The sequence below is a fragment of the Isoptericola dokdonensis DS-3 genome (assembly GCF_001636295.1).
GTDB lineage: Bacteria > Actinomycetota > Actinomycetes > Actinomycetales > Cellulomonadaceae > Isoptericola > Isoptericola dokdonensis.
The window spans coordinates 2,062,246-2,079,680 of record NZ_CP014209.1; the positions used below are offsets into that span (position 1 = coordinate 2,062,246).

Genomic DNA, 17,435 nt, shown 5'->3' on the forward strand with positions numbered 1-17,435 from the left:
GAACGGTCACAGCATAGCCGCACGTTTCGTGAGCGTGACAACCCCCGCACAGCGCCGTAACGAAACTGTGACCGCGCACGGTCCGCGGCGAGGCTCGGGCGCGACCGCCGCCACCGTGCGTCGGCGCCGCTGCGCTTCCTCACGCATCATCCGGTCGATGCCTGAGGAAGTGCGTCACGGCTGCCGCCGGCGCTGCGGTCGCTCAGGGATGGGTCGGTCGATACATGAGAAACCGCAGCGGGGCGGCGGACGAGGACGCGGAGACCGTCACCTGGACGCTCGACGACGGGACCGTGCGCACCGCACCGGCGTCACGGCTGGGCGGGTGAGCGGCCCCGGTCAGTCGCGCGGGCGAGCGGTGGCCTGGCGCAGCAGGAGCAGCACTCCGAAGGCGAGCGCGGTGACGGCCAGGACGGCGAGCGCACCGGTGGCGTAGGCGCCGATGTCCGGGGAGACGCCGAGAGTGTCGGCGCGTGCGAGGCGCAGCGTCGCGGCGGCGGAGATCGCGCCGGTGACGGCGGCGCCGAGGAGCAGCAGGCAGCCGACGACGGACGACCCGGGAGACGCGAAGGCGTGCGGGCGCGGCTCGCCGGACGGCAGCCGGTGCCGGCGCGGGGCGACGTCGAGGGAGCTGGCCGGGGTGAACGCGCAGACCAGCGCGCCCCAGGCGAGGACGACGAGGACGGCCGCGACGACGTCGGAGGGGCGGTGCCACTGCCCGACCAGCGTCGAGACGCCGGTGGCGGCGGTGTACGCACCGCCGGCGAGCGCCACGACCGACCGCCAGGAGCGGGGGGTGGCGAGCAGGAGCGCGACGGAGACGGACGCGGCGATGGTGGTGTGCCCGCTGGGGAGGCTGTTCGCCCCGTTCCAGCCGTCGAGCAGGTCGGGGCGGTCCAGCACGTAGCGCTTGAGCACCTGGGTGGTGAGGTTGGCGCCGCCGACCAGGACGGCGACCTGGAGCGCGAGGACCCAGCGGCGGCGCACGAGGGCGACAGCCATGGCGACGCTGATGCCGATGACGACGAACGACTCGGAGACGACGTCGAGCACGGGTCCGGCGACGCGCCACAGGCTGTCCTGGCCGTGCACGGCACCCTCGCGGGCGAGCTCGTCGACGTGCTGGCCGAGGGTGGTGGTGACGAACAGCCGGTAGGTGAGCCCGACGCCGACGGCCGCGAGCACGGCGACGAGGGCGGCCACGACCCGGGGGATCCGCCGGACCTGGGGTGCGGGCCGCTGCGGGTCCCGGGCGGCATGGTGAGGAGCCGACGACGGTCCCGCGATCGGCACCGTCGGCGGCACGGCAGCGGGCTGCTCCCGGGTGTCGACGTTCACGCAGGTCAGCCTACCGAGCAGTTGTGGTGCCCGCGTGGACGCGCGGTGAGGTCGCCGCAGGGGCCACCGCGCCGCCCACCACCGCCTTAGCCTGGGGGCCATGACGGACGTCGCCGCGCTCCTGGACCGGTTCGTCGCCCGGGCCGCACGACGACGGGTCGGCGTCGTGGTCGGGCACCTGGCCCCGGACGGGACGACGACGTACCGGGCGGCGGGACGGACGACGCTCCCGGACGGCCCGGCACCGGACGTCGCGACCCGGCACGAGATCGGGTCGATCACGAAGACGTTCACGGGCGTCCTCCTGGCGCGGGCCGTGGTCGCGGGCGAGGTCACCCTGGACACGCCCGTCGGGGAGCTCGTGGACGAGGTCGCCGGGCTCGGGCGCGACGGCGTGCCCGTGACGCTGCGGCACCTCGCGACGCACACCTCCGGGCTGCCGCGGGTGCACCTGTCGGCGCTCGGGAGCACCGTCGACGTGCTGCGCGGCATCGACCCGTACCGCGACCACACCGAACCCGTGCTGCTGGAGGCGATCCGCACCGGCCGGCTGCGCCGCACGCCGGGGACCGGCCGGCAGGCCTACTCGAACAGCGGGTTCGGGCTGCTGGGCGTCGCGCTCGCCCGCCGGGCGGGCACGCCGTGGGCGGACCTCGTCCGGGACCGGATCACGCGGCCGCTCGGGCTGGCGGACACCGGCACCCGCGGGCAGGCGACACCCGAGCAGCGTGCGCGCACCGCCACCGGGCACCACCGGCGCCGGTCCGCCGCGGTCGCGTGGAACCTCGAGGCGCTGCCCGGTGCGGGGGCCCTGCTCTCCACCGCCCGCGACCAGCTCGACTGGGCCGCCGCCCACCTGCGCCCGCCCGCCGACGACCTCGGGGCGGCGATCCGCCGGGCCACCGCCCCGCACGGGCCCCACGTCGGGCTCGGCTGGCAGCTCGCCGGGGAGTCCGCCGCGGGAGACCGTGTCGTCTGGCACTCCGGCGGCACCGGCGGGTTCCGCTCGATGCTGTGCCTGCGCCCGGGCCGGGGCGACGCCGTCGTGGCGCTGACGAACCACTCGCGCAGCCTGACGCTCGCCACGATGCGCCTGCTCGCGTCCACCGACGGCACCTGACGGGCCCGGCGACCAGGCTCCGGCCCTGACGGCGGGCTCAGCCCTCGACGGCGAGCACCTCGTCCACCGCGAGACGCCGATACGCCGGCCGCCCCAGGAGCCGGTCCACGAGACCGCCCCCGACGCGGTCCGCCGCACCCTTGCCGACGTCCGACAGGACGGCGTCGTGGATCGGCACCACGACGCGCGGGGCGACGGCCACGGCGTAGTCCACGGCGTCCGCGATCTTCACCCACGGGCCGCCGACGGGCAGGGCGAGGACGTCCACCGTGACGTCGCCCGGCACCGGGGTCCACGAGTCGCCCGGGTGCAGCACCGCGCCCTCCACCAGGTAGGCGAGGTTCACCGGGACGGCCACGGCCGGGTGGATCGGGGCGTGCTCGCCGCCCGGCAGCACCCGCGCCGCGAAGCCTGCCGCGGTGAAGGACTCACCCGGCCCGACGGCGTGGATCCGGTCCGTCGGCGCGCCGGCCGAGCGCAGCGCGTCGACGACGGGCGCCGGCGCCCACACCGCGAGCGCCGGCGAGGACTCCAGGGCGGCGGCGAGGCGTTCGGGCACCACGTGGTCCGGGTGCTCGTGCGTGACGAGCACGGCCGCGGCGCCGTCCAGCACCGCCGGATCCGTGAACGAGCCCGGGTCGATCACCAGGCGCACCCCGTCGCGCTCCAGCCGCACCCCGGCGTGCCCCCACGTCGTCAGACCGATCCCCGCCACGTCGACCTCCGTCCGTCGTCCTCGCCACGACCCTACGTGGCCCGTCTGGCGTCCGGGCGCCCCGATCCCCACAATGAGGCACGTGCGACCACCCACCCCGCCGGGACGGCGGCACCCCGGACGTCCCGGCACCGGGCGCCCGGCCGCGACGAGCCTGCGCCGTCGACCCGCCCAGGTGGTCGCCCTGGGGTTCCTCACCGCCATCGGCATCGGCACCGCCCTGCTCCTGCTGCCCGTCTCCGCGACCGGGCAGCGGGCGTCGTTCGTCGAGGCGCTGTTCACCGCGACCTCCGCCACCTGCGTCACCGGGCTGACCGTCGTCGACACCCAGACGTTCTGGACCCCGTTCGGCCAGACCGTCATCCTCGTCCTCATCCAGATCGGCGGGTTCGGCGTGATGACCGTCGCGTCGCTGCTCGGCCTCGTGCTGACCCGTCGTCTCGGCCTGCGCAGCCGCCTCGTCGCCGCCGAGTCGACCCACTCCGTCGGCCTGGGCGACGTCAAGCGCATCATGGTCGGCGCCCTGTGGATCACCCTCGTGGCCGAGGTCGCGCTCGGCCTCGTCGTCGCCGCCCGGCTGGTCGTCGGGTACGACGAGGGCGTCGGGCACGCCCTGTGGTCCGGGTTCTTCCACTCGGTGTCGTCGTTCAACAACGCCGGGTTCTCGATCTACTCGGACAACCTCGTGCGGTTCGTCGCGGACCCGTGGGTCTGCCTGCCGCTCAGCGCGGCCGTCATCGTCGGCGGCCTCGGGTTCCCCGTCCTCATCGAGCTGTGGCGGCACGCCAGGACACCCCGGGTGGAGGGACGCCGGCAGGCCCTGTTCACCATGTCCCGCTGGAGCATGCACACGCGGCTCACCGTCGGGACGACGGCGATCCTCCTGGCGGTCGGCACCCTGTTCTTCCTCGCCGTCGAGTGGGCGAACCCGCGGACCATGGGGCCGCTCGACGTGCCCGGCAAGATGCTCGCGTCGTTCACGCACTCAGTGATGACCCGCACCGCCGGGTTCAACGCGATCGACGTCTCCGGGATGAACCACGGCTCGTGGTTCCTCACGGACGTCCTGATGTTCATCGGCGGCGGCTCCGCCGGGACCGCCGGCGGGGTCAAGGTGGGCACGTTCGCGCTGCTCGCCTTCATCATCTGGTCCGAGCTGCGCGGCGACACCGAGGTGACCGTCTTCGACCGGCGCGTCATGCCGTCCACGCTGCGCCAGGCGCTCGTCGTCGCCCTGAGCTCCGTGGCCCTCGTCATCACCGCCACCCTCTTCATCACGGTCACGGTGCCACCCGAGCGGTTCGCGCTGGACCGGGTCCTCTTCGAGGTCGTCTCCGCGTTCTCCACCACCGGTCTGTCCACCGGCATCACCGCGGACCTCGACCAGTGGCACCAGGTCGTGCTCGTCGTCCTTATGTTCCTCGGGCGCCTCGGCCCCATCACCCTCGGCACCGGGCTGGCGCTGCGGGAGCGGGCCAAGGTCTACCGGTACCCGGAGGGGTCCGCGCTCGTCGGGTGACGAGGGTCAGCGGCCGAAGACCTGCACCCACCACGGCCCGCCCGAGCCGTCCGCACGCCCCAGACCGTGCCGGGTCAGGGAGCAGTCCAGGATGTTCGCGCGATGCCCGGGGCTGTCCATCCACGCCGCGACCACGGCCGCCGCGTCCGCCTGGCCGCGCGCGATGTTCTCCGCCGCCACGCCGTCGACCCCCGCCGCCGCGGCGCGGTCCCACGGGGTGCGTCCGTCCGGGTCGGTGTGGTCGAAGTAGCCGCGGTCGCGCATGTCCGCCGCGTGCGCCGCGCCCAGGCCGTCCAGCGCGGTGTCCGCCCGCAGGGCAGGGCAGCCGGCCGCCGCACGCTCCGCGTCGACGAGCGCCAGCACCGCAGCGGCGTCCGTGGCCGGCTGCTCGGCAGCGTCCGCGGCCGGCCGCTCGGTGGTGTCCCCGGCACCCGCCTCGTCCTCCGTGGCGCCGTCGGCGTCGGCGTCGTCCTGCACGCCGGGGTCGTCGTCGTCCCCGGCCGCGGTGTCACCGCGGTCGTCGCCGGTGTCCCAGGCGTCGTCCGGCCGGTCGACGTCCCGCCCGCCCCGCCCGCCGTCATCGGTGCCGTCGTCGCTCGAGCCGTCGGACGGGCCGTCGGTCGGGTCGTCGGTCGGGTCGTCGGTCGGGTCGTCGGTCGGGTCGTCGGTCGCAGTATCCGGGGCCGCGGAGGGCGGCACCGAGGGATCGGCGTGGACGTCGGCGCCGCCCCGCGACGCGGCCGCGTCGTCGGGCGTGCGCGACCAGGGAGAGGCGAGCGCGGCGGGCGGTTCGGGCAGCCGCATCAGGTCGGGCGCGAACGCGCCCCCGGCCAGCACCAGCACCGCCCCGGCGCCGAACGCCGCCAGCAGGCTGGTCACCTGCCGCCACCCCGACGCTCCCCGACGCTTCGTCACCGCTGCACCGTACCGATCCCGAGGGTCTGCGCCCAGCCCCGCGGCCCGGACGGCCGATCAGCCGTCCCGGCGCTCCAGGTAGCTCGCGTAGGCCGGGGTGCGGCGCACCGCCTCGGCGTGCGCCCCGAGCGCGGCGGCCCGGACCACGTCGACGTCGAACCGCTCGACGGCGTCGCGCCGCCAGCCGACGTACTGCGACCAGGACAACGGCTCGCCCTCCAGCGCGACCGGCACCACCCCGGGCTGGTCCAGCAGCAGCGGCTGGACCAGCGCCACGGCGTGGCCGTCCCGCACCTGCTCGACGGCGGAGGCACGCTCGACCTCGCTCACCTCGTGCGGCGCGAACCCCGCCCGCGTGCACGCCGCGACGAAGCAGCGCTCGAAGCAGCCGTCACCGGGCGCGGTGAGCCACGACTCCTCCGCGAGCCCGCCGAGGGGGACCGTGTCCTGGCCGGCGAGGGGATGCTCCGACGCGAGCAGCACGAAGACCGGGTCGGTGTGCAGGCGGAACCACTCGACGTCCCCGTCGGTCGGCAGGGTGTCGTTCTCGCACGCGCCCACGAGCGCGAGGTCGAGCGTGCCGCGCCGCAGCCGGGTGGCGGCCTCGTCCGGCGACCACGACGTGTACGACGTCAGCGCGACCCCGCCGAGCCCCGAGCGCAGCCGGTTGAGGAACAGCCCGCCCAGCACGGTCGTGACGGTGCCGACCCGCAGGGACGTCGCCTCGCCGGTGCGGGCGGAGACGTGGCGGCGGACGTCCTCGCTGAACGCGTCCATGGCGGGCAGCAGCACGCGGGCGTGCCGCAGCACCAGCTCCCCCAGCGGCGTGGGGCGGGTACCGTGGCGGTCCCGGACGAAGCACGGGCCGCCCAGGGCGGTGTCGATCCGGTTCAGCTGGGCGGTCAGGGCGGGCTGCGCCATGCCGAGCACGTTCGACGCCCTGGTGACGCTGCCCTGCTCGGCGACGACGGTCACCAGTCGCAGGTGCCGCAGGTCGATGTCCATACCGCGAACCATATCCCCGACAGGGTATGCCCCCGGAAACCCGTCGCAACGATCCTGACATGCGCGGGACACACGGGTCGTGGGACAACGGTCGGGTACCCGCCGCCCCGCCCGAGGAGCCTCCATGGCCGAACGCGTCACCTTCACCAGCAGCACCGGACCACGCCTGGCCGGGCTCGTCGACGTCCCCGACGGGGAGGTCCGGGGCTGGGGCGTGTTCGTGCACGGGTTCACGCTCGGCAAGGACTCCCCCGCCGCGGCCCGCACGTGCAAGCAGCTCGCCGCCGAGGGCATCGGGATGCTGCGCTACGACAACCTGGGCCTCGGCGACTCCGAGGGCGACTGGGGCGACGGGTCGTTCACCGTGAAGGTCGCCGACACCGTGCTCGCCGCGCGGTTCATGGCCGAGCGCGGCACGCCCGTCGAGCTCGTCGCCGGGCACTCGTGGGGCGGCGCGGCCGCCATCGCCGCTGCCCCCGAGATCCCCGGGGCGCGGGCCGTCGCGACGCTCTGCGCGCCGTTCGACCCCGGTCACGCCGAGCACCACTACGACGGGCTCGTCGACCAGGTGCTCGCCGCGGGCAACGCCGTCTGGCAGGTGGGCGGCAAGCGCCTCAACCTCAAGCGCGGCATGGTCGAGGACGTCCGCGCGGCCGACCTCGCGCACCGCATCCCCGCGCTCGGGCTCCCGCTGCTCGTCCTGCACTCCCCCACCGACGACACGGTCGGGATCGACAACGCCAGCGAGATCTTCCGCGCCGCACGCCACCCGCGCAGCTTCGTCTCCCTGGAGGGCTCCGACCACCTGCTCACCCGGCCCGGCCAGGCGCAGCGGGCGGGCCGCATCATCAGCGCGTGGGCCGACCAGTACCTGCGGCAGGACTGAGGAACCCGTCGCGCACGAGACCGCGGACGGCGGGCAGCAGCTCCGCGGCGAGGTCGTCGGCGGGCACGTCGAGCAGCGCGCCCAGCGCGCCGACGATCTGCCCGACGGCGAGCTCACCGTCGCACACCCCCACGAACGCCGCCAGCCCGGTCGACGCCTGCAGGCCGCGGCCCAGGCCGTCGCCCTGTCGCACGATGACGACGTTCGGGTCGGCGGCGCCCGGCGTCAGGTAGCGCTCCTCGGTGACGTCGGCGGCGACGACGAGCCGCTCGGCGGCCAGGTCGTCGTCGTCCCGGGCCTCGAGCCAGTCGTGCGCCGCGAGCGTCGCCGCGAGGTGGCCGCCCAGCGGCTGCCGCAGGCTGCCGTGGTGCTCCTCCAGCCGGCGCAGCGACGGGCGGGCACCCTCCGCCGGGCGGCGCAGCGTCACGATGCCGAAGCCCACGCCCTCGACGTCACGGCCCGCGAAGTCGTCCAGCCAGGCCCCGTAGGCGGCGTCCCAGGCGGCCTGGTCGCGGGCCGCCGTCGTGCCGCCGTCCCGGATCCACGTCTCGGCGTACTCCGCCGGGTCGAGCAGCTCGCGCTCGATCACCCAGCCGTCCAGGCCCGACGCGTCCAGCCAGCCCCCGACCCGGTCCGTCCAGTCCTGCCCGCGGCGGTGCTCCCAGTTGCCGAGCATCTGCACCACCCCGCCCGGGGCGAGGACGGCGCCGACGCCGGTGATCAGGTCCCGCACCAGGTCGTCGCCGCTGCGACCGCCGTCGCGATACTCGAACGCGCCGATCGCCCGCTCCACGGCCGCGCCCGCCGCACCCTCGTGGGGCGTGATGACGAACGGCGGGTTGGACACGACGAGGTCGAAGCGGTCGTCGGCGACCGGTTCCAGCATCGACCCGAGCCGCGTCTCGACCTCGGCGTCCGGGGTGTTGAGCGCCACGTTGAGCCGGGTCAGGTCGAGCGCTCGCCGGGAGACGTCCGTCGCGACCACCCGGGTCGCGTGCCGTGCCGCGTGCAACGCCTGGATGCCGCACCCCGTGCCGAGGTCCAGCACGCGCCCGACCGGGTCGCGCATCGTCACCTGCGCCAGGGTCGTCGAGGCTCCTCCCGCGCCGAGCACGTGGTCGACGGCGAGGCGGCGGCCCGTGGCCAGCTCGCCCAGGTCGCTGACGAGCCACCACTCGACCGGGCCGCGGGCGTCGGTGGCGGCGTAGGGACGCAGGTCCAGCACGGCGCGCACCGCGTCGTCCGCCCCGGCCCCGGCGGCCTCGACCAGGCCGAGCGCCGCGGCGCCGGCCGTGCCGACACCCGGCAGGGCGGCGTCGACCGCGCCGCGCGACACCTCGTCACCCAGGAGGAACAGGCTCGTCAGCGTCGCGCGCCGGTCCGCGGACCGCGTCGCGACGACGCGTCGCGCCGGGACCGACTGCTCCCGGTGCAGCGCCGCGGACGCCAGCGGACCCAGCAGGTCCTCCACGCCGTCGACCGTGTACGCAGCGTCCGTCAGCGCCGTCCGCAGCGCCGCCACGTCGCCGGGCGGCGGCGTGGTCACGCGCGGCACCCGCCGTCGAGGTACGTCGTCACCTGCTCGTGCGCGACCGCCGCACGCGCCGTGTCGGCCTCCGAGAACGTCAGCGTCAGCACCGACGCCACCGCGTCCGCGTCGTCCGGGTCGACGTCGGCCAGCGCGCTCGACGCGGACCCCAGGTAGTCGCCCATCGCGTCGAAGCCCGTCACGTCCGGCACCTCGACCGCCGTGAAGGCGCGCTCGGCCTCACGGAAGCCCGCCACCAGCAGGCGCGGGTGCTCCTCGTCGATCCCCGCGAGCGCCCGGTTGGTCTCGGCCCACATCTCCTGGAGCTCGAGGCACTCGGCGCTCAACGACGGCGCGGGCGCCGGACCGTCCCCGTCGCCGGGGTTCACGGCGAGGCCTGCGTCGATGGAGATCGCGGGCGCGGGCTCGGCCGCGTCGGGCGTCGGCTCCGCGGTGGAGCCGCACGCGCTCAGGGCCAGCACCGTCGACGCCACGACGGCGGCCACGACGGCGCGGTGGACGGGCAGGGCGGGGGTCGGCATCCGTCCATGGTGGCCCACGCCGGGCGGAAGCGGAAACCCCGCGCGCGGGAGGTGAGCGGGGTCACGACGGACGGTTCGGTGCCGCTCCACGGCGCCTCAGCCGGTGCAGTCCGTCGCGAGATGGTCGGTGACCTGCTGCGACGCCGCCGTCATCGCCGCCGTGTCGAGCCCTTCGAGCGCCCCGACGACGGCCGCCTCGAGGTCGCCGTCCTCGACGCCCTCGCCGGCCGCGACGACGGACGCCACGTACTCGGCGACCGTCTGCCACTGCGCGGCGACGGTGGCCGGCGCGGGGGCCGCCGCGAGCGCGGTCTGCGCCCGGGCGAACCCGTCGCGCAGCGATGCCGGGTCGGTGACGTCCATCTGCACCTGCGCCTGCGCCGCGCGCGACCACGCGACCTGCGCGGCCGCGCACTCCTGCGGGGACGTCACGGGGACGACGGCCGCCTCCGGCGCGGCGTCGCCGGAGCCGAGGGCGTCGAGCGCGGCGCCCGCTCCCGTCCCGACGACCAGCGCGGCGGCGGCGGCCGCGGCCAGGCCGCGCTTGCGGGCAAGGACACCCTGCGGACGGCCACGGACCTTCCCCACGACCCTCTCGACCTGCCGGCCGGCGCCCGCCAGCGTCGTGGCGTCGACCCTGGGCACGAGCGACCGCAGGTCCCGGTCTCCTCTCGACCGCGCGCCCGTCGACCGCCGGCCAACCGGCTCCTCACCGCCGGTGTCGGCGTCCGGCGCGGGGGCGGGCCACGGCGGCGGCGACGGCTCCGCCGTCGGGGCCTCCGGCGGGTCAGCGGTGATCTCCGCAAGGACCGGCCGAGCCTCGGTCGCGCCACCGGCGAGCGGCCACCCGGGCGCCGCGACCGGCGCAGCAGGGACGGCAGCGACGTCGTCGTGCTCCTGCGGGCGCTCCCCGCGACCCTTCCCCTTGCCGCGTCGCGACCTGTCCTTGCCCGGCCGGCGTCCGCCCCGGGAGCCCCGGTCGCCACCGCGACCCCCGGCGCGCCCCCGCCCCGGCGTGGCGCCCACGGCGCCGAAGAGCTCGTCGGGCGGCGGGGCGTCCGTGACGGCCGCCGTCGAGCCCCACGTCAGGGCACCGCCGCGCTCCGCCCCGCCGCTGACGTGCGACGACGCGTCACCGTCCGCGGGGGTCTGCCTCATGGTGGCGAAGGTTACCGCGCGGCCGGGCGGGCCTGTCCAGGCCGTCGTCCGCGGCCTTGTCCGGATCGTTAGCATCCCTGACCTTGACCTGACGGCCTCCTGGCAGGGACATTGTGCGCGTGAGTTCGACGTCGACGGGCATGTGGCTCGCCCCAGAGCAGGATCCGCGCACCTCCGGCATCGACCCCGTGGGCGAGAAGGAGACCCTCTGGGAGTACCTCTGCCGCTACCGCATGACCCTCGTCCTCAAGTGCGAGGGCCTCGACGCGGAACAGCTGGCGCGCCGCAGCGTCGTGCCGTCCACCCTGTCGCTGCTCGGGCTCGTGCGGCACCTCGCGAACGTGGAGCACCACTGGTTCACCCGCGTGCTCTCCGGCACCCGCGATCCCGGCCCGTTCGAGCGGCCCGGGCTCGAGGACGTCGACTTCGACGAGGCCGTCGGCACCGACGAGTGCGTCGCCGAGGCGTGGTCCGCCTGGCACGCCGCCGTGGAGGCCGCGGACGAACGCATGGTGCACGAGGACCTCGACCGCGAGGTCCCGTTCGACGGTGGCACCGTCGAGGTGCGCGACGTCGTCATCCACATGGTCGAGGAGTACGCCCGTCACATGGGCCACGCCGACCTGCTGCGCGAGTGCGTGGACGGGCGGATCGGGCTCTGACGCCCTGGCAGCAGGTCCCGCTCCGTCTGCGCGCCTCCCACCACAGCTTCTTCGGTGCGTCCGCGGACGCCTGGTGCGACGCCGCCCCCGCGGTGGCGCGGCGCCTCGCCGCCGCCTGGCGGCTCACACCGGACGGACCCACGACCCACGGCGGGGTCGCCTGGGTCCTGCCCGTGCGGACCACCGACGGCACGCGTGCCGTGCTCAAGGTCCAGCCCGTCGACGACGAGACGCGCGGCGAACCCCTCGCCCTGGCCGCGTGGGACGGCGACGGCGCGGTGCGCCTGCTCGCGCACGACGTCGACTCCGGCACCATGCTGCTCGAACGTCTCGGCGCGTCCCTGGAGGCAGAGCCCGACGACGTCGCCGGGTGCACCGTCATCGGCGGGCTGCTCGCGCACCTGCGCACGCACACCCCGCCCGCCGGGCTCCCCCGGCTCACCACCGTGCTCGGCAACCTGCTCGAGCGGGCCCCCGCCGCGATCCCCCGCCTGCCCGACGACGCCGGACGTGACGCGCTCGCCCGCTGCGCCGCCGTCGGCCACGAGCTCGCCGCCGAACCCGCCGGCGACCGGCTGCTGCACTGGGACCTGCACTACGCGAACGTCCTCGCCGCGCCCGACCCCGCGCGCGGCGACTGGCTCGCCATCGACCCCAAGCCCCTCGTCGGGCACCAGGGCTTCGAACTCCTGCCCGCGCTGCGCAACCGGTGGGACGACGTCGTGCGCGCCGGCACGCACGACCACCTGCGGCGCCGGTTCGACGTGCTGTGCGACACCGCCGGGCTCGACACCCGCCACGCCGCCGCCTGGACGTGCGTCCGCGTGCTGCAGAACCTCGTCTGGGAGGCCGAGCAGGACGTCCCTCGGTGGACGGCGTCCGCCGAGCGCGTCGTCGCGGACGTCGTCCTGCCGCTCGCCCGCTGAATCCCTCCTGCCCACCCGCCGCGATCCGTCCTCCGCGCTGAGGGCGTGCTCGCCCCTGATCAGGCGGAATGTCGGGAGCAACGACCGGGAGCGGTCCTGGTCAATAGACCGAAAACGATTGCCAACAGCGCACGAGCCCGTTAGGGTCCCATCTCGAAAACCTTTTCGACAGGGCAGACCAGCGTGGGTCCGCCCGGGGAGGAACAGGATCAACGATGACCCGAGAACTGCCCTCGAGAAGCACCACCAGGCGACGCACTGGAGCGCTCGCCACCCTCGCCGCGATGGTGATCACCACCGGCATCGGCGTCGGCTCCGCCCAGGCGGCCGGCTCCACCCTGCAGGACGCCGCGGCCGAGTCCGGCCGCTACTTCGGCACGGCGATCGCCGCCGGCCGCATGAACGACCAGCAGTACACGACCATCGCGAACCGCGAGTTCGACATGATCACCGCCGAGAACGAGATGAAGATGGACGCGACGGAGCCGTCGCAGAACCAGTTCAGCTACGGCAGCGGCGACCAGATCGTGAACTGGGCGCTCAGCAACGGCAAGCAGGTCCGCGGGCACGCCCTGGCGTGGCACTCGCAGCAGCCGGGCTGGATGCAGAACATGGAGGGGCAGCAGCTCCGCCAGGCGATGCTCAACCACGTCACCCAGGTCGCCACCCACTACCGGGGCAAGATCCACTCCTGGGACGTGGTGAACGAGGCCTTCGCGGACGGCTCGTCCGGCGCCCGCCGCGACTCCAACCTGCAGCGCACCGGCAACGACTGGATCGAGGCCGCGTTCCGCGCCGCCCGCGCCGCAGACCCGGACGCCCAGCTCTGCTACAACGACTACAACACCGACAACTGGAGCCACGCCAAGACGCAGGGCGTCTACCGCATGGTCGCCGACTTCAAGGCGCGCGGTGTCCCGATCGACTGCGTCGGGTTCCAGGCCCACTTCAACTCGGGCAACCCGGTGCCGAGCAACTACCACGAGACCCTGCAGAACTTCGCCGACCTGGGCGTGGACGTGCAGATCACCGAGCTCGACATCGAGGGCTCCGGCACCTCCCAGGCCGAGCAGTACCGCGGCGTGGTCCAGGCCTGCATGGCCGTCGCCCGCTGCCAGGGCATCACCGTGTGGGGCGTACGGGACACCGACTCCTGGCGCGCCTCCGGCACGCCGCTGCTGTTCGACGGCAACGGCACCAAGAAGGCCGCGTACCAGTACGTGCTCGACCAGCTCAACAGTGGTGACGGCAACGACAACGGCGGGGACGACGGCGGGCCCACGGACCCCGGGGGCGACGGCACCTGCTCGGTGACGGCGACCAGGACCGACTCGTGGGGCGACCGCTTCAACACCACCTTCCAGGTCAGCGGCGCCGACGACTGGGTCGTGACCATCCGCACCGGGTCCGGCCAGTCGGTGCAGAGCTCGTGGAACGCGGACGTGTCCGGCACCACCGGCACGCTCACCGCCACGCCGAACGGCAACGGCAACAGCTTCGGGATCACGCTCTACTCCAACGGCAACACCACGACCCCGACCGCCACCTGCTCGTCCGCCTCCGGTGGTGACGGCGGAGCCGACGCCTGCACCGTCACGGTGACGAAGGCCGACTCGTGGGGCGACCGCTTCAACACCACCTTCCAGGTCAGCGGCGCCGACGACTGGGTCGTGACCATCCGCACCGGCACCGGCCAGTCGCTCCAGAACTCGTGGAACGCGGGCGTCTCCGGCACCACCGGCACGCTCACCGCCACACCGAACGGCAACGGCAACTCGTTCGGGATCACCCTGTACTCCAACGGCAACACCACGGCCCCGACGGCGAGCTGCACCACCGCCTGACGGCCCGTCCTGCTGATCCCCGCCTCCGGGTGCCGCACCGGCACCCGGAGGCGGGGATCCGTCGTCCCTCAGGCCGACGCACGCACCACGAGCCGAGGCTCCAGCACCTCGTGGACGTCGTCGTTGCGGCCGTCCAGGCGTTCACGGAGCAGCGCGACGGCGCGCGCGCCGAGCACGTCCCGCTGCTGCTGGACGGTGGTGAGGGCGGGCCGGACGCGGCGGGCGAGGACGGTGTCGTCGTAGCCGACGACGGCCAGGTCGGCGGGGACGCGCAGCCCGGCGTCGACGGCATGGTCGAGGACGTCGCACGCCTCGACGTCGTTGCGGGCGAACACGGCGGTCACGTCGTCGTCGAGGAGCGCGGCGAGGGCGGCCGGGTCGGGCGGGACGACCCGGGCGAGGTCGGACAGCCCGGCGGCGGCCATCGCAGCCCGGTACCCGGCGGCACGCGCCAGGCCGGCGGGACGGCGGGAGCCGTTCACGTGCGCGATCCGTTCGTGGCCGCGTGCCGTGAGGTGCTGCACGACGAGCGCGGCTCCGCGCTCGTCGTCGTTGTTGACGGAGTCGATCCCGCTGACGGGTCGCGCGGTGCGCCCCACCATGACGACGGGCGCGCGACGGGCCGCGGCCACCAGGACGTCGTCGGGCACCCACGACGACACGACGACGAGCCCGTCGACCCCGAGATCGAGGAGCTGCTGCACACGCTCGGCGAGCCGGCCACGCTCCCGCGACCCGTGCGCGAGGACGACGGACTGCCCGTGCCGCTCGGCGGCGTCCTCGACGGACGCCACGATCTCCGTGTGGTACGGGTTGTCGAGGCTGGAGATGACCACCCCGACCAGCATCGACCGCCCCTCCTTCAGCGTGCGGGCCGTGAGCGACGGGCGGTAGCCGAGCTGGTCGGCGACCCCGACGATGCGGTCCCGCGTGCCGGGCGCCACGCCGTCGTCGCCCCGCAGCGCGAGCGAGACCAGGGACTTCGACACCCCGGCCGCGGCGGCGACGTCGCGCAGGGTGGGCCGGGCGGGGCGCGGGGCGGAGGGCACGGCCTCATCGTGCCCGGCACCGGCCCGGGACGCGAACGTCGGCGAGCGGCGAGTCAGCGCTCGACCGCGCCAGTCAGCGCTCGACCGCGCGAGTCAGCGTGTGGTTCCGCACGAGTCAGCGCAAAGTTCCGCGAGTCAGCGTGGTTCCGCACGAGTCAGCACTCGGCGGCGCGAGTCAGCGCCCACTCCGTCGGCGAACGTGGCCGAGGTCAGCGGCGACGCTCGAAGGAGGGCGGACGATGCCGCGCGTCGTCGTCAATCCCGGAGTGGAGCGCCCCCTGGGGCGCGTGAACGCGACGTCGCGCGGCATCGTCCGCCCTCCGGAACCGCAACGCACGGACAGCCGAGCACTGACTCGCGCCGTCGTGCGCTGACTCGCGGGAACCTGCGCTGACTCGCGCCGTCGTGCGCTGACTCGCGCCAACCAGCGCTGACTCGCACCTGGAACGTTCCAGACGTTCGGCCGCCGTTCACCGCCCGGCCACCGCGGCGCCGCCGGGGGGTCGCCGCCCGTCCCTAGCGTCACGGTCGTGACCATCGCCCCGGCCTCTCCCGCCCCGACGCCCGCCCCGACCGTGACGCCCGCCGCGAGCGCCGCGGCTCTGGGTCGCCGTCCGGACGCCCTGCTGCTCGACTTCGGCGGGGTCCTGCTCACCACGAGCAAGCGCCCCGGCGGGCTGGAGGAGATGTCGCGGCACGTCGCCGACGTGCTGGCGCGTGCCGGCCACCACCGCAGCCCGGCCGAGCTGGCGGAGGTCCTCCAGGGGGGCAAGAAGGCACTCAAGGACTGGAAGAACGCGGCGTCGCGCCGGCTGGAGCCGGCCGAGCTCGACCACCGGACGATCTGGCGCGAGTTCTACGGCTCACCGTTGACGCCTGCCGAGCGGGAGGTGCTCGCGGGGTCCGCGGGGACGCTCCAGCACGTGATCACGCGCACCCTCACCGACCATGCCGTCCGTCCGGGCGTGCGAGAGCTGCTGGCGCTGGCCCGTGAGCTCGGCGTCCCGGTCGGCGTGGTCTCCAACGCCCACTCGGGGCGCGCGCACCGCGAGATCATGGACGAGACGGGGCTCGCGCCGTTCGTGGCGGTGCAGGTGTACTCGGACGAGGTCGGCATCCGGAAGCCGAACCCGGGCATCATCGAGCTCGCCGCCCGCGCGCTGGGCACGACGGCGGAGCGGTCCTGGTACGTCGGCGACACGTTCGACCGGGACGTCGCCGCCGGACGCCGCGCCCGCGCCGGTGCGGTGGTCCTCACCCGCGACCACCACACGGACCGCCCGCCGTTCGCCGTCGCCGACACGCCTGACGCCGACCTGCCCGACCCGCGCGGCCTGGTCGACCTGCTCCGCGCCACGGTCGTCGTGCCCGCGGGGCCCGACGGCGTGGATGCCGGTCCCGGTGCGGGGCGGCGGGGCGCGCTGCTCCTGGACCACGGCGGCGTCATCGCGGTGTCCCGTCCGGACGGGTCGGTGCGCCGCTCGTTCGCGGAGTCGTTCGCCGCCCGGCTCACCGCGGCGGGGTACCCGACCGGCACCGACGAGGCGCTCGACGTCCTGGAGCACGCCCGCGCCGCGCACAAGGCGTGGAAGGCCGACCACGAGCAGGGCCGCAGCAGCGACAGCGACAGCGTGACCGAGATCGACGCCTCGACGTTCTGGGTCGATCTCGTGGGTCCCACGCTCGACCACCACGGCCCCGGCGTGCTGGCGTGGCTGCGTGCCGAGGCGCACCCCCTCATGGTCGGCTACGCGCGCACCAAGTCGGTGCCGACGGTCCGGCCGGGCGTCCGCGACCTGCTGCTCGCGGCGCGCGAGCGCGGCGTGCCGGTCGCGATCGTGTCGAACACGGTGTGCGGCCGGGCCGTGCGGGAGGAGCTCGTGGAGTCGGGCCTCGACGACCTCGTCGGCGCGCACGTCTACTCCGACGAGCTGGGCCGCCGCAAGCCAGACCCCACCACCGTGCATACCGCGCTGACCGCCCTCGACGCGGACGCCTCGGCGTCGGTGTTCGTCGGCGACAAGCCGCAGCGCGACGTCGCCGCGGCGCGCGCCGCCGGTGTCGGCACGGTCGTGCTGCTGCGCGGCGGGTCCACCGACGACGCCACGCTCGACGCGCTGGCGCCGGACGGACCCACCACCCCCGACCACGTGCTCGCCGGACCGGCCGACGTCGTCGGCCTGCTCGGTGCGCACGTCACCGGCTGACGCCGGCACACCGCAGGACGT

15 protein-coding genes are annotated in these 17,435 nt (G+C 75.2%); 7 read left to right on the plus strand and 8 right to left on the minus strand.

Translation table 11 applies throughout. The features are described from left to right. Positions 1 to 339 precede the first annotated feature (339 nt). Positions 340 to 1,338, minus strand: coding sequence for a phosphatase PAP2 family protein (locus I598_RS09620; RefSeq protein WP_232314123.1), 999 nt, complete (start codon positions 1,336 to 1,338; stop codon positions 340 to 342). A 100-nt stretch (positions 1,339 to 1,438) separates the two neighbouring features. Here I598_RS09620 and I598_RS09625 point away from each other — a divergent pair, with 100 nt between their 5' ends. After that, positions 1,439 to 2,458: a serine hydrolase domain-containing protein gene (locus I598_RS09625; RefSeq protein WP_068202778.1), complete on the plus strand. Its 1,020-nt coding sequence runs from the start codon at positions 1,439 to 1,441 to the stop codon at positions 2,456 to 2,458. Between the two features lie 37 nt (positions 2,459 to 2,495). Here the strand turns inward: I598_RS09625 and I598_RS09630 are convergent, their stop codons facing one another. Continuing rightward, positions 2,496 to 3,173, minus strand: coding sequence for an MBL fold metallo-hydrolase (locus I598_RS09630; protein ID WP_198155666.1), 678 nt, complete (start codon positions 3,171 to 3,173; stop codon positions 2,496 to 2,498). 82 nt (positions 3,174 to 3,255) lie between these two features. On the opposite strand from I598_RS09630, the gene I598_RS09635 reads away from it, so the two are divergent. Continuing rightward, on the plus strand, positions 3,256 to 4,692 hold the full coding sequence (locus I598_RS09635) for a TrkH family potassium uptake protein (RefSeq protein WP_232314124.1): 1,437 nt from the start codon (positions 3,256 to 3,258) through the stop codon (positions 4,690 to 4,692). A gap of 6 nt (positions 4,693 to 4,698) precedes the next feature. On the opposite strand, the gene I598_RS09640 is transcribed toward I598_RS09635, so the two are convergent. Continuing rightward, positions 4,699 to 5,607, minus strand: a complete 909-nt coding sequence (locus I598_RS09640; protein WP_198155667.1) for a CAP domain-containing protein — start codon at positions 5,605 to 5,607, stop codon at positions 4,699 to 4,701. A gap of 57 nt (positions 5,608 to 5,664) precedes the next feature. After that, on the minus strand, positions 5,665 to 6,612 hold the full coding sequence (locus I598_RS09645; RefSeq protein WP_068202781.1) for a LysR family transcriptional regulator: 948 nt from the start codon (positions 6,610 to 6,612) through the stop codon (positions 5,665 to 5,667). A 124-nt stretch (positions 6,613 to 6,736) separates the two neighbouring features. On the opposite strand from I598_RS09645, the gene I598_RS09650 reads away from it, so the two are divergent. After that, the gene (locus I598_RS09650) at positions 6,737 to 7,498 is read left to right on the plus strand and encodes an alpha/beta hydrolase family protein (protein ID WP_068202782.1); all 762 of its coding nucleotides are present in this window, start codon (positions 6,737 to 6,739) and stop codon (positions 7,496 to 7,498) included. Here I598_RS09650 and I598_RS09655 read toward each other — a convergent pair. The 3 genes from I598_RS09655 to I598_RS09665 form a co-directional block, all read right to left on the minus strand. Continuing rightward, a complete protein-coding gene (locus I598_RS09655; RefSeq protein ID WP_068205173.1) occupies positions 7,461 to 9,044 on the minus strand; it encodes a DUF7059 domain-containing protein in 1,584 nt (527 codons plus the stop codon). The two genes, I598_RS09650 and I598_RS09655, sit on opposite strands and share 38 nt — an antisense overlap. Then, positions 9,041 to 9,568 carry a hypothetical protein gene (locus I598_RS09660; RefSeq protein WP_068202783.1) on the minus strand — a complete coding sequence of 176 codons (528 nt, stop codon included), beginning with the start codon at positions 9,566 to 9,568 and terminating at the stop codon, positions 9,041 to 9,043. The genes I598_RS09655 and I598_RS09660 overlap by 4 nt, the downstream gene beginning before the upstream one ends. Before the next feature lie 96 nt (positions 9,569 to 9,664). Further along, positions 9,665 to 10,726, minus strand: a complete 1,062-nt coding sequence (locus I598_RS09665) for a hypothetical protein (RefSeq protein ID WP_068202784.1) — start codon at positions 10,724 to 10,726, stop codon at positions 9,665 to 9,667. Positions 10,727 to 10,845: 119 nt separating this feature from the next. Here I598_RS09665 and I598_RS09670 point away from each other — a divergent pair, with 119 nt between their 5' ends. The 3 genes from I598_RS09670 to I598_RS09680 all read left to right on the plus strand — a co-directional run bounded on the left by I598_RS09670 (position 10,846) and on the right by I598_RS09680 (position 14,158). Further along, positions 10,846 to 11,388: a DinB family protein gene (locus I598_RS09670; protein WP_335583259.1), complete on the plus strand. Its 543-nt coding sequence runs from the start codon at positions 10,846 to 10,848 to the stop codon at positions 11,386 to 11,388. After that, complete coding sequence (locus tag I598_RS09675) at positions 11,361 to 12,314, plus strand: aminoglycoside phosphotransferase family protein (protein WP_198155668.1); 954 nt, start codon at positions 11,361 to 11,363, stop codon at positions 12,312 to 12,314. The genes I598_RS09670 and I598_RS09675 overlap by 28 nt, the downstream gene beginning before the upstream one ends. Positions 12,315 to 12,598: 284 nt before the next feature. Beyond that, entirely contained in the window at positions 12,599 to 14,158 is a 1,560-nt protein-coding gene (locus tag I598_RS09680; protein ID WP_232314125.1) for a glycoside hydrolase family 10 protein, read from the plus strand. Positions 14,159 to 14,226: 68 nt separating this feature from the next. Here I598_RS09680 and I598_RS09685 read toward each other — a convergent pair whose 3' ends face one another. Beyond that, the gene (locus tag I598_RS09685; RefSeq protein WP_068202786.1) at positions 14,227 to 15,207 is read right to left on the minus strand and encodes a LacI family DNA-binding transcriptional regulator; all 981 of its coding nucleotides are present in this window, start codon (positions 15,205 to 15,207) and stop codon (positions 14,227 to 14,229) included. Between the two features lie 530 nt (positions 15,208 to 15,737). Between I598_RS09685 and I598_RS09690 the strand changes: the two genes are divergently transcribed. After that, positions 15,738 to 17,414, plus strand: a complete 1,677-nt coding sequence (locus I598_RS09690) for an HAD family hydrolase (protein ID WP_157557200.1) — start codon at positions 15,738 to 15,740, stop codon at positions 17,412 to 17,414. The last annotated feature ends 21 nt before the right edge of the window (positions 17,415 to 17,435 follow it).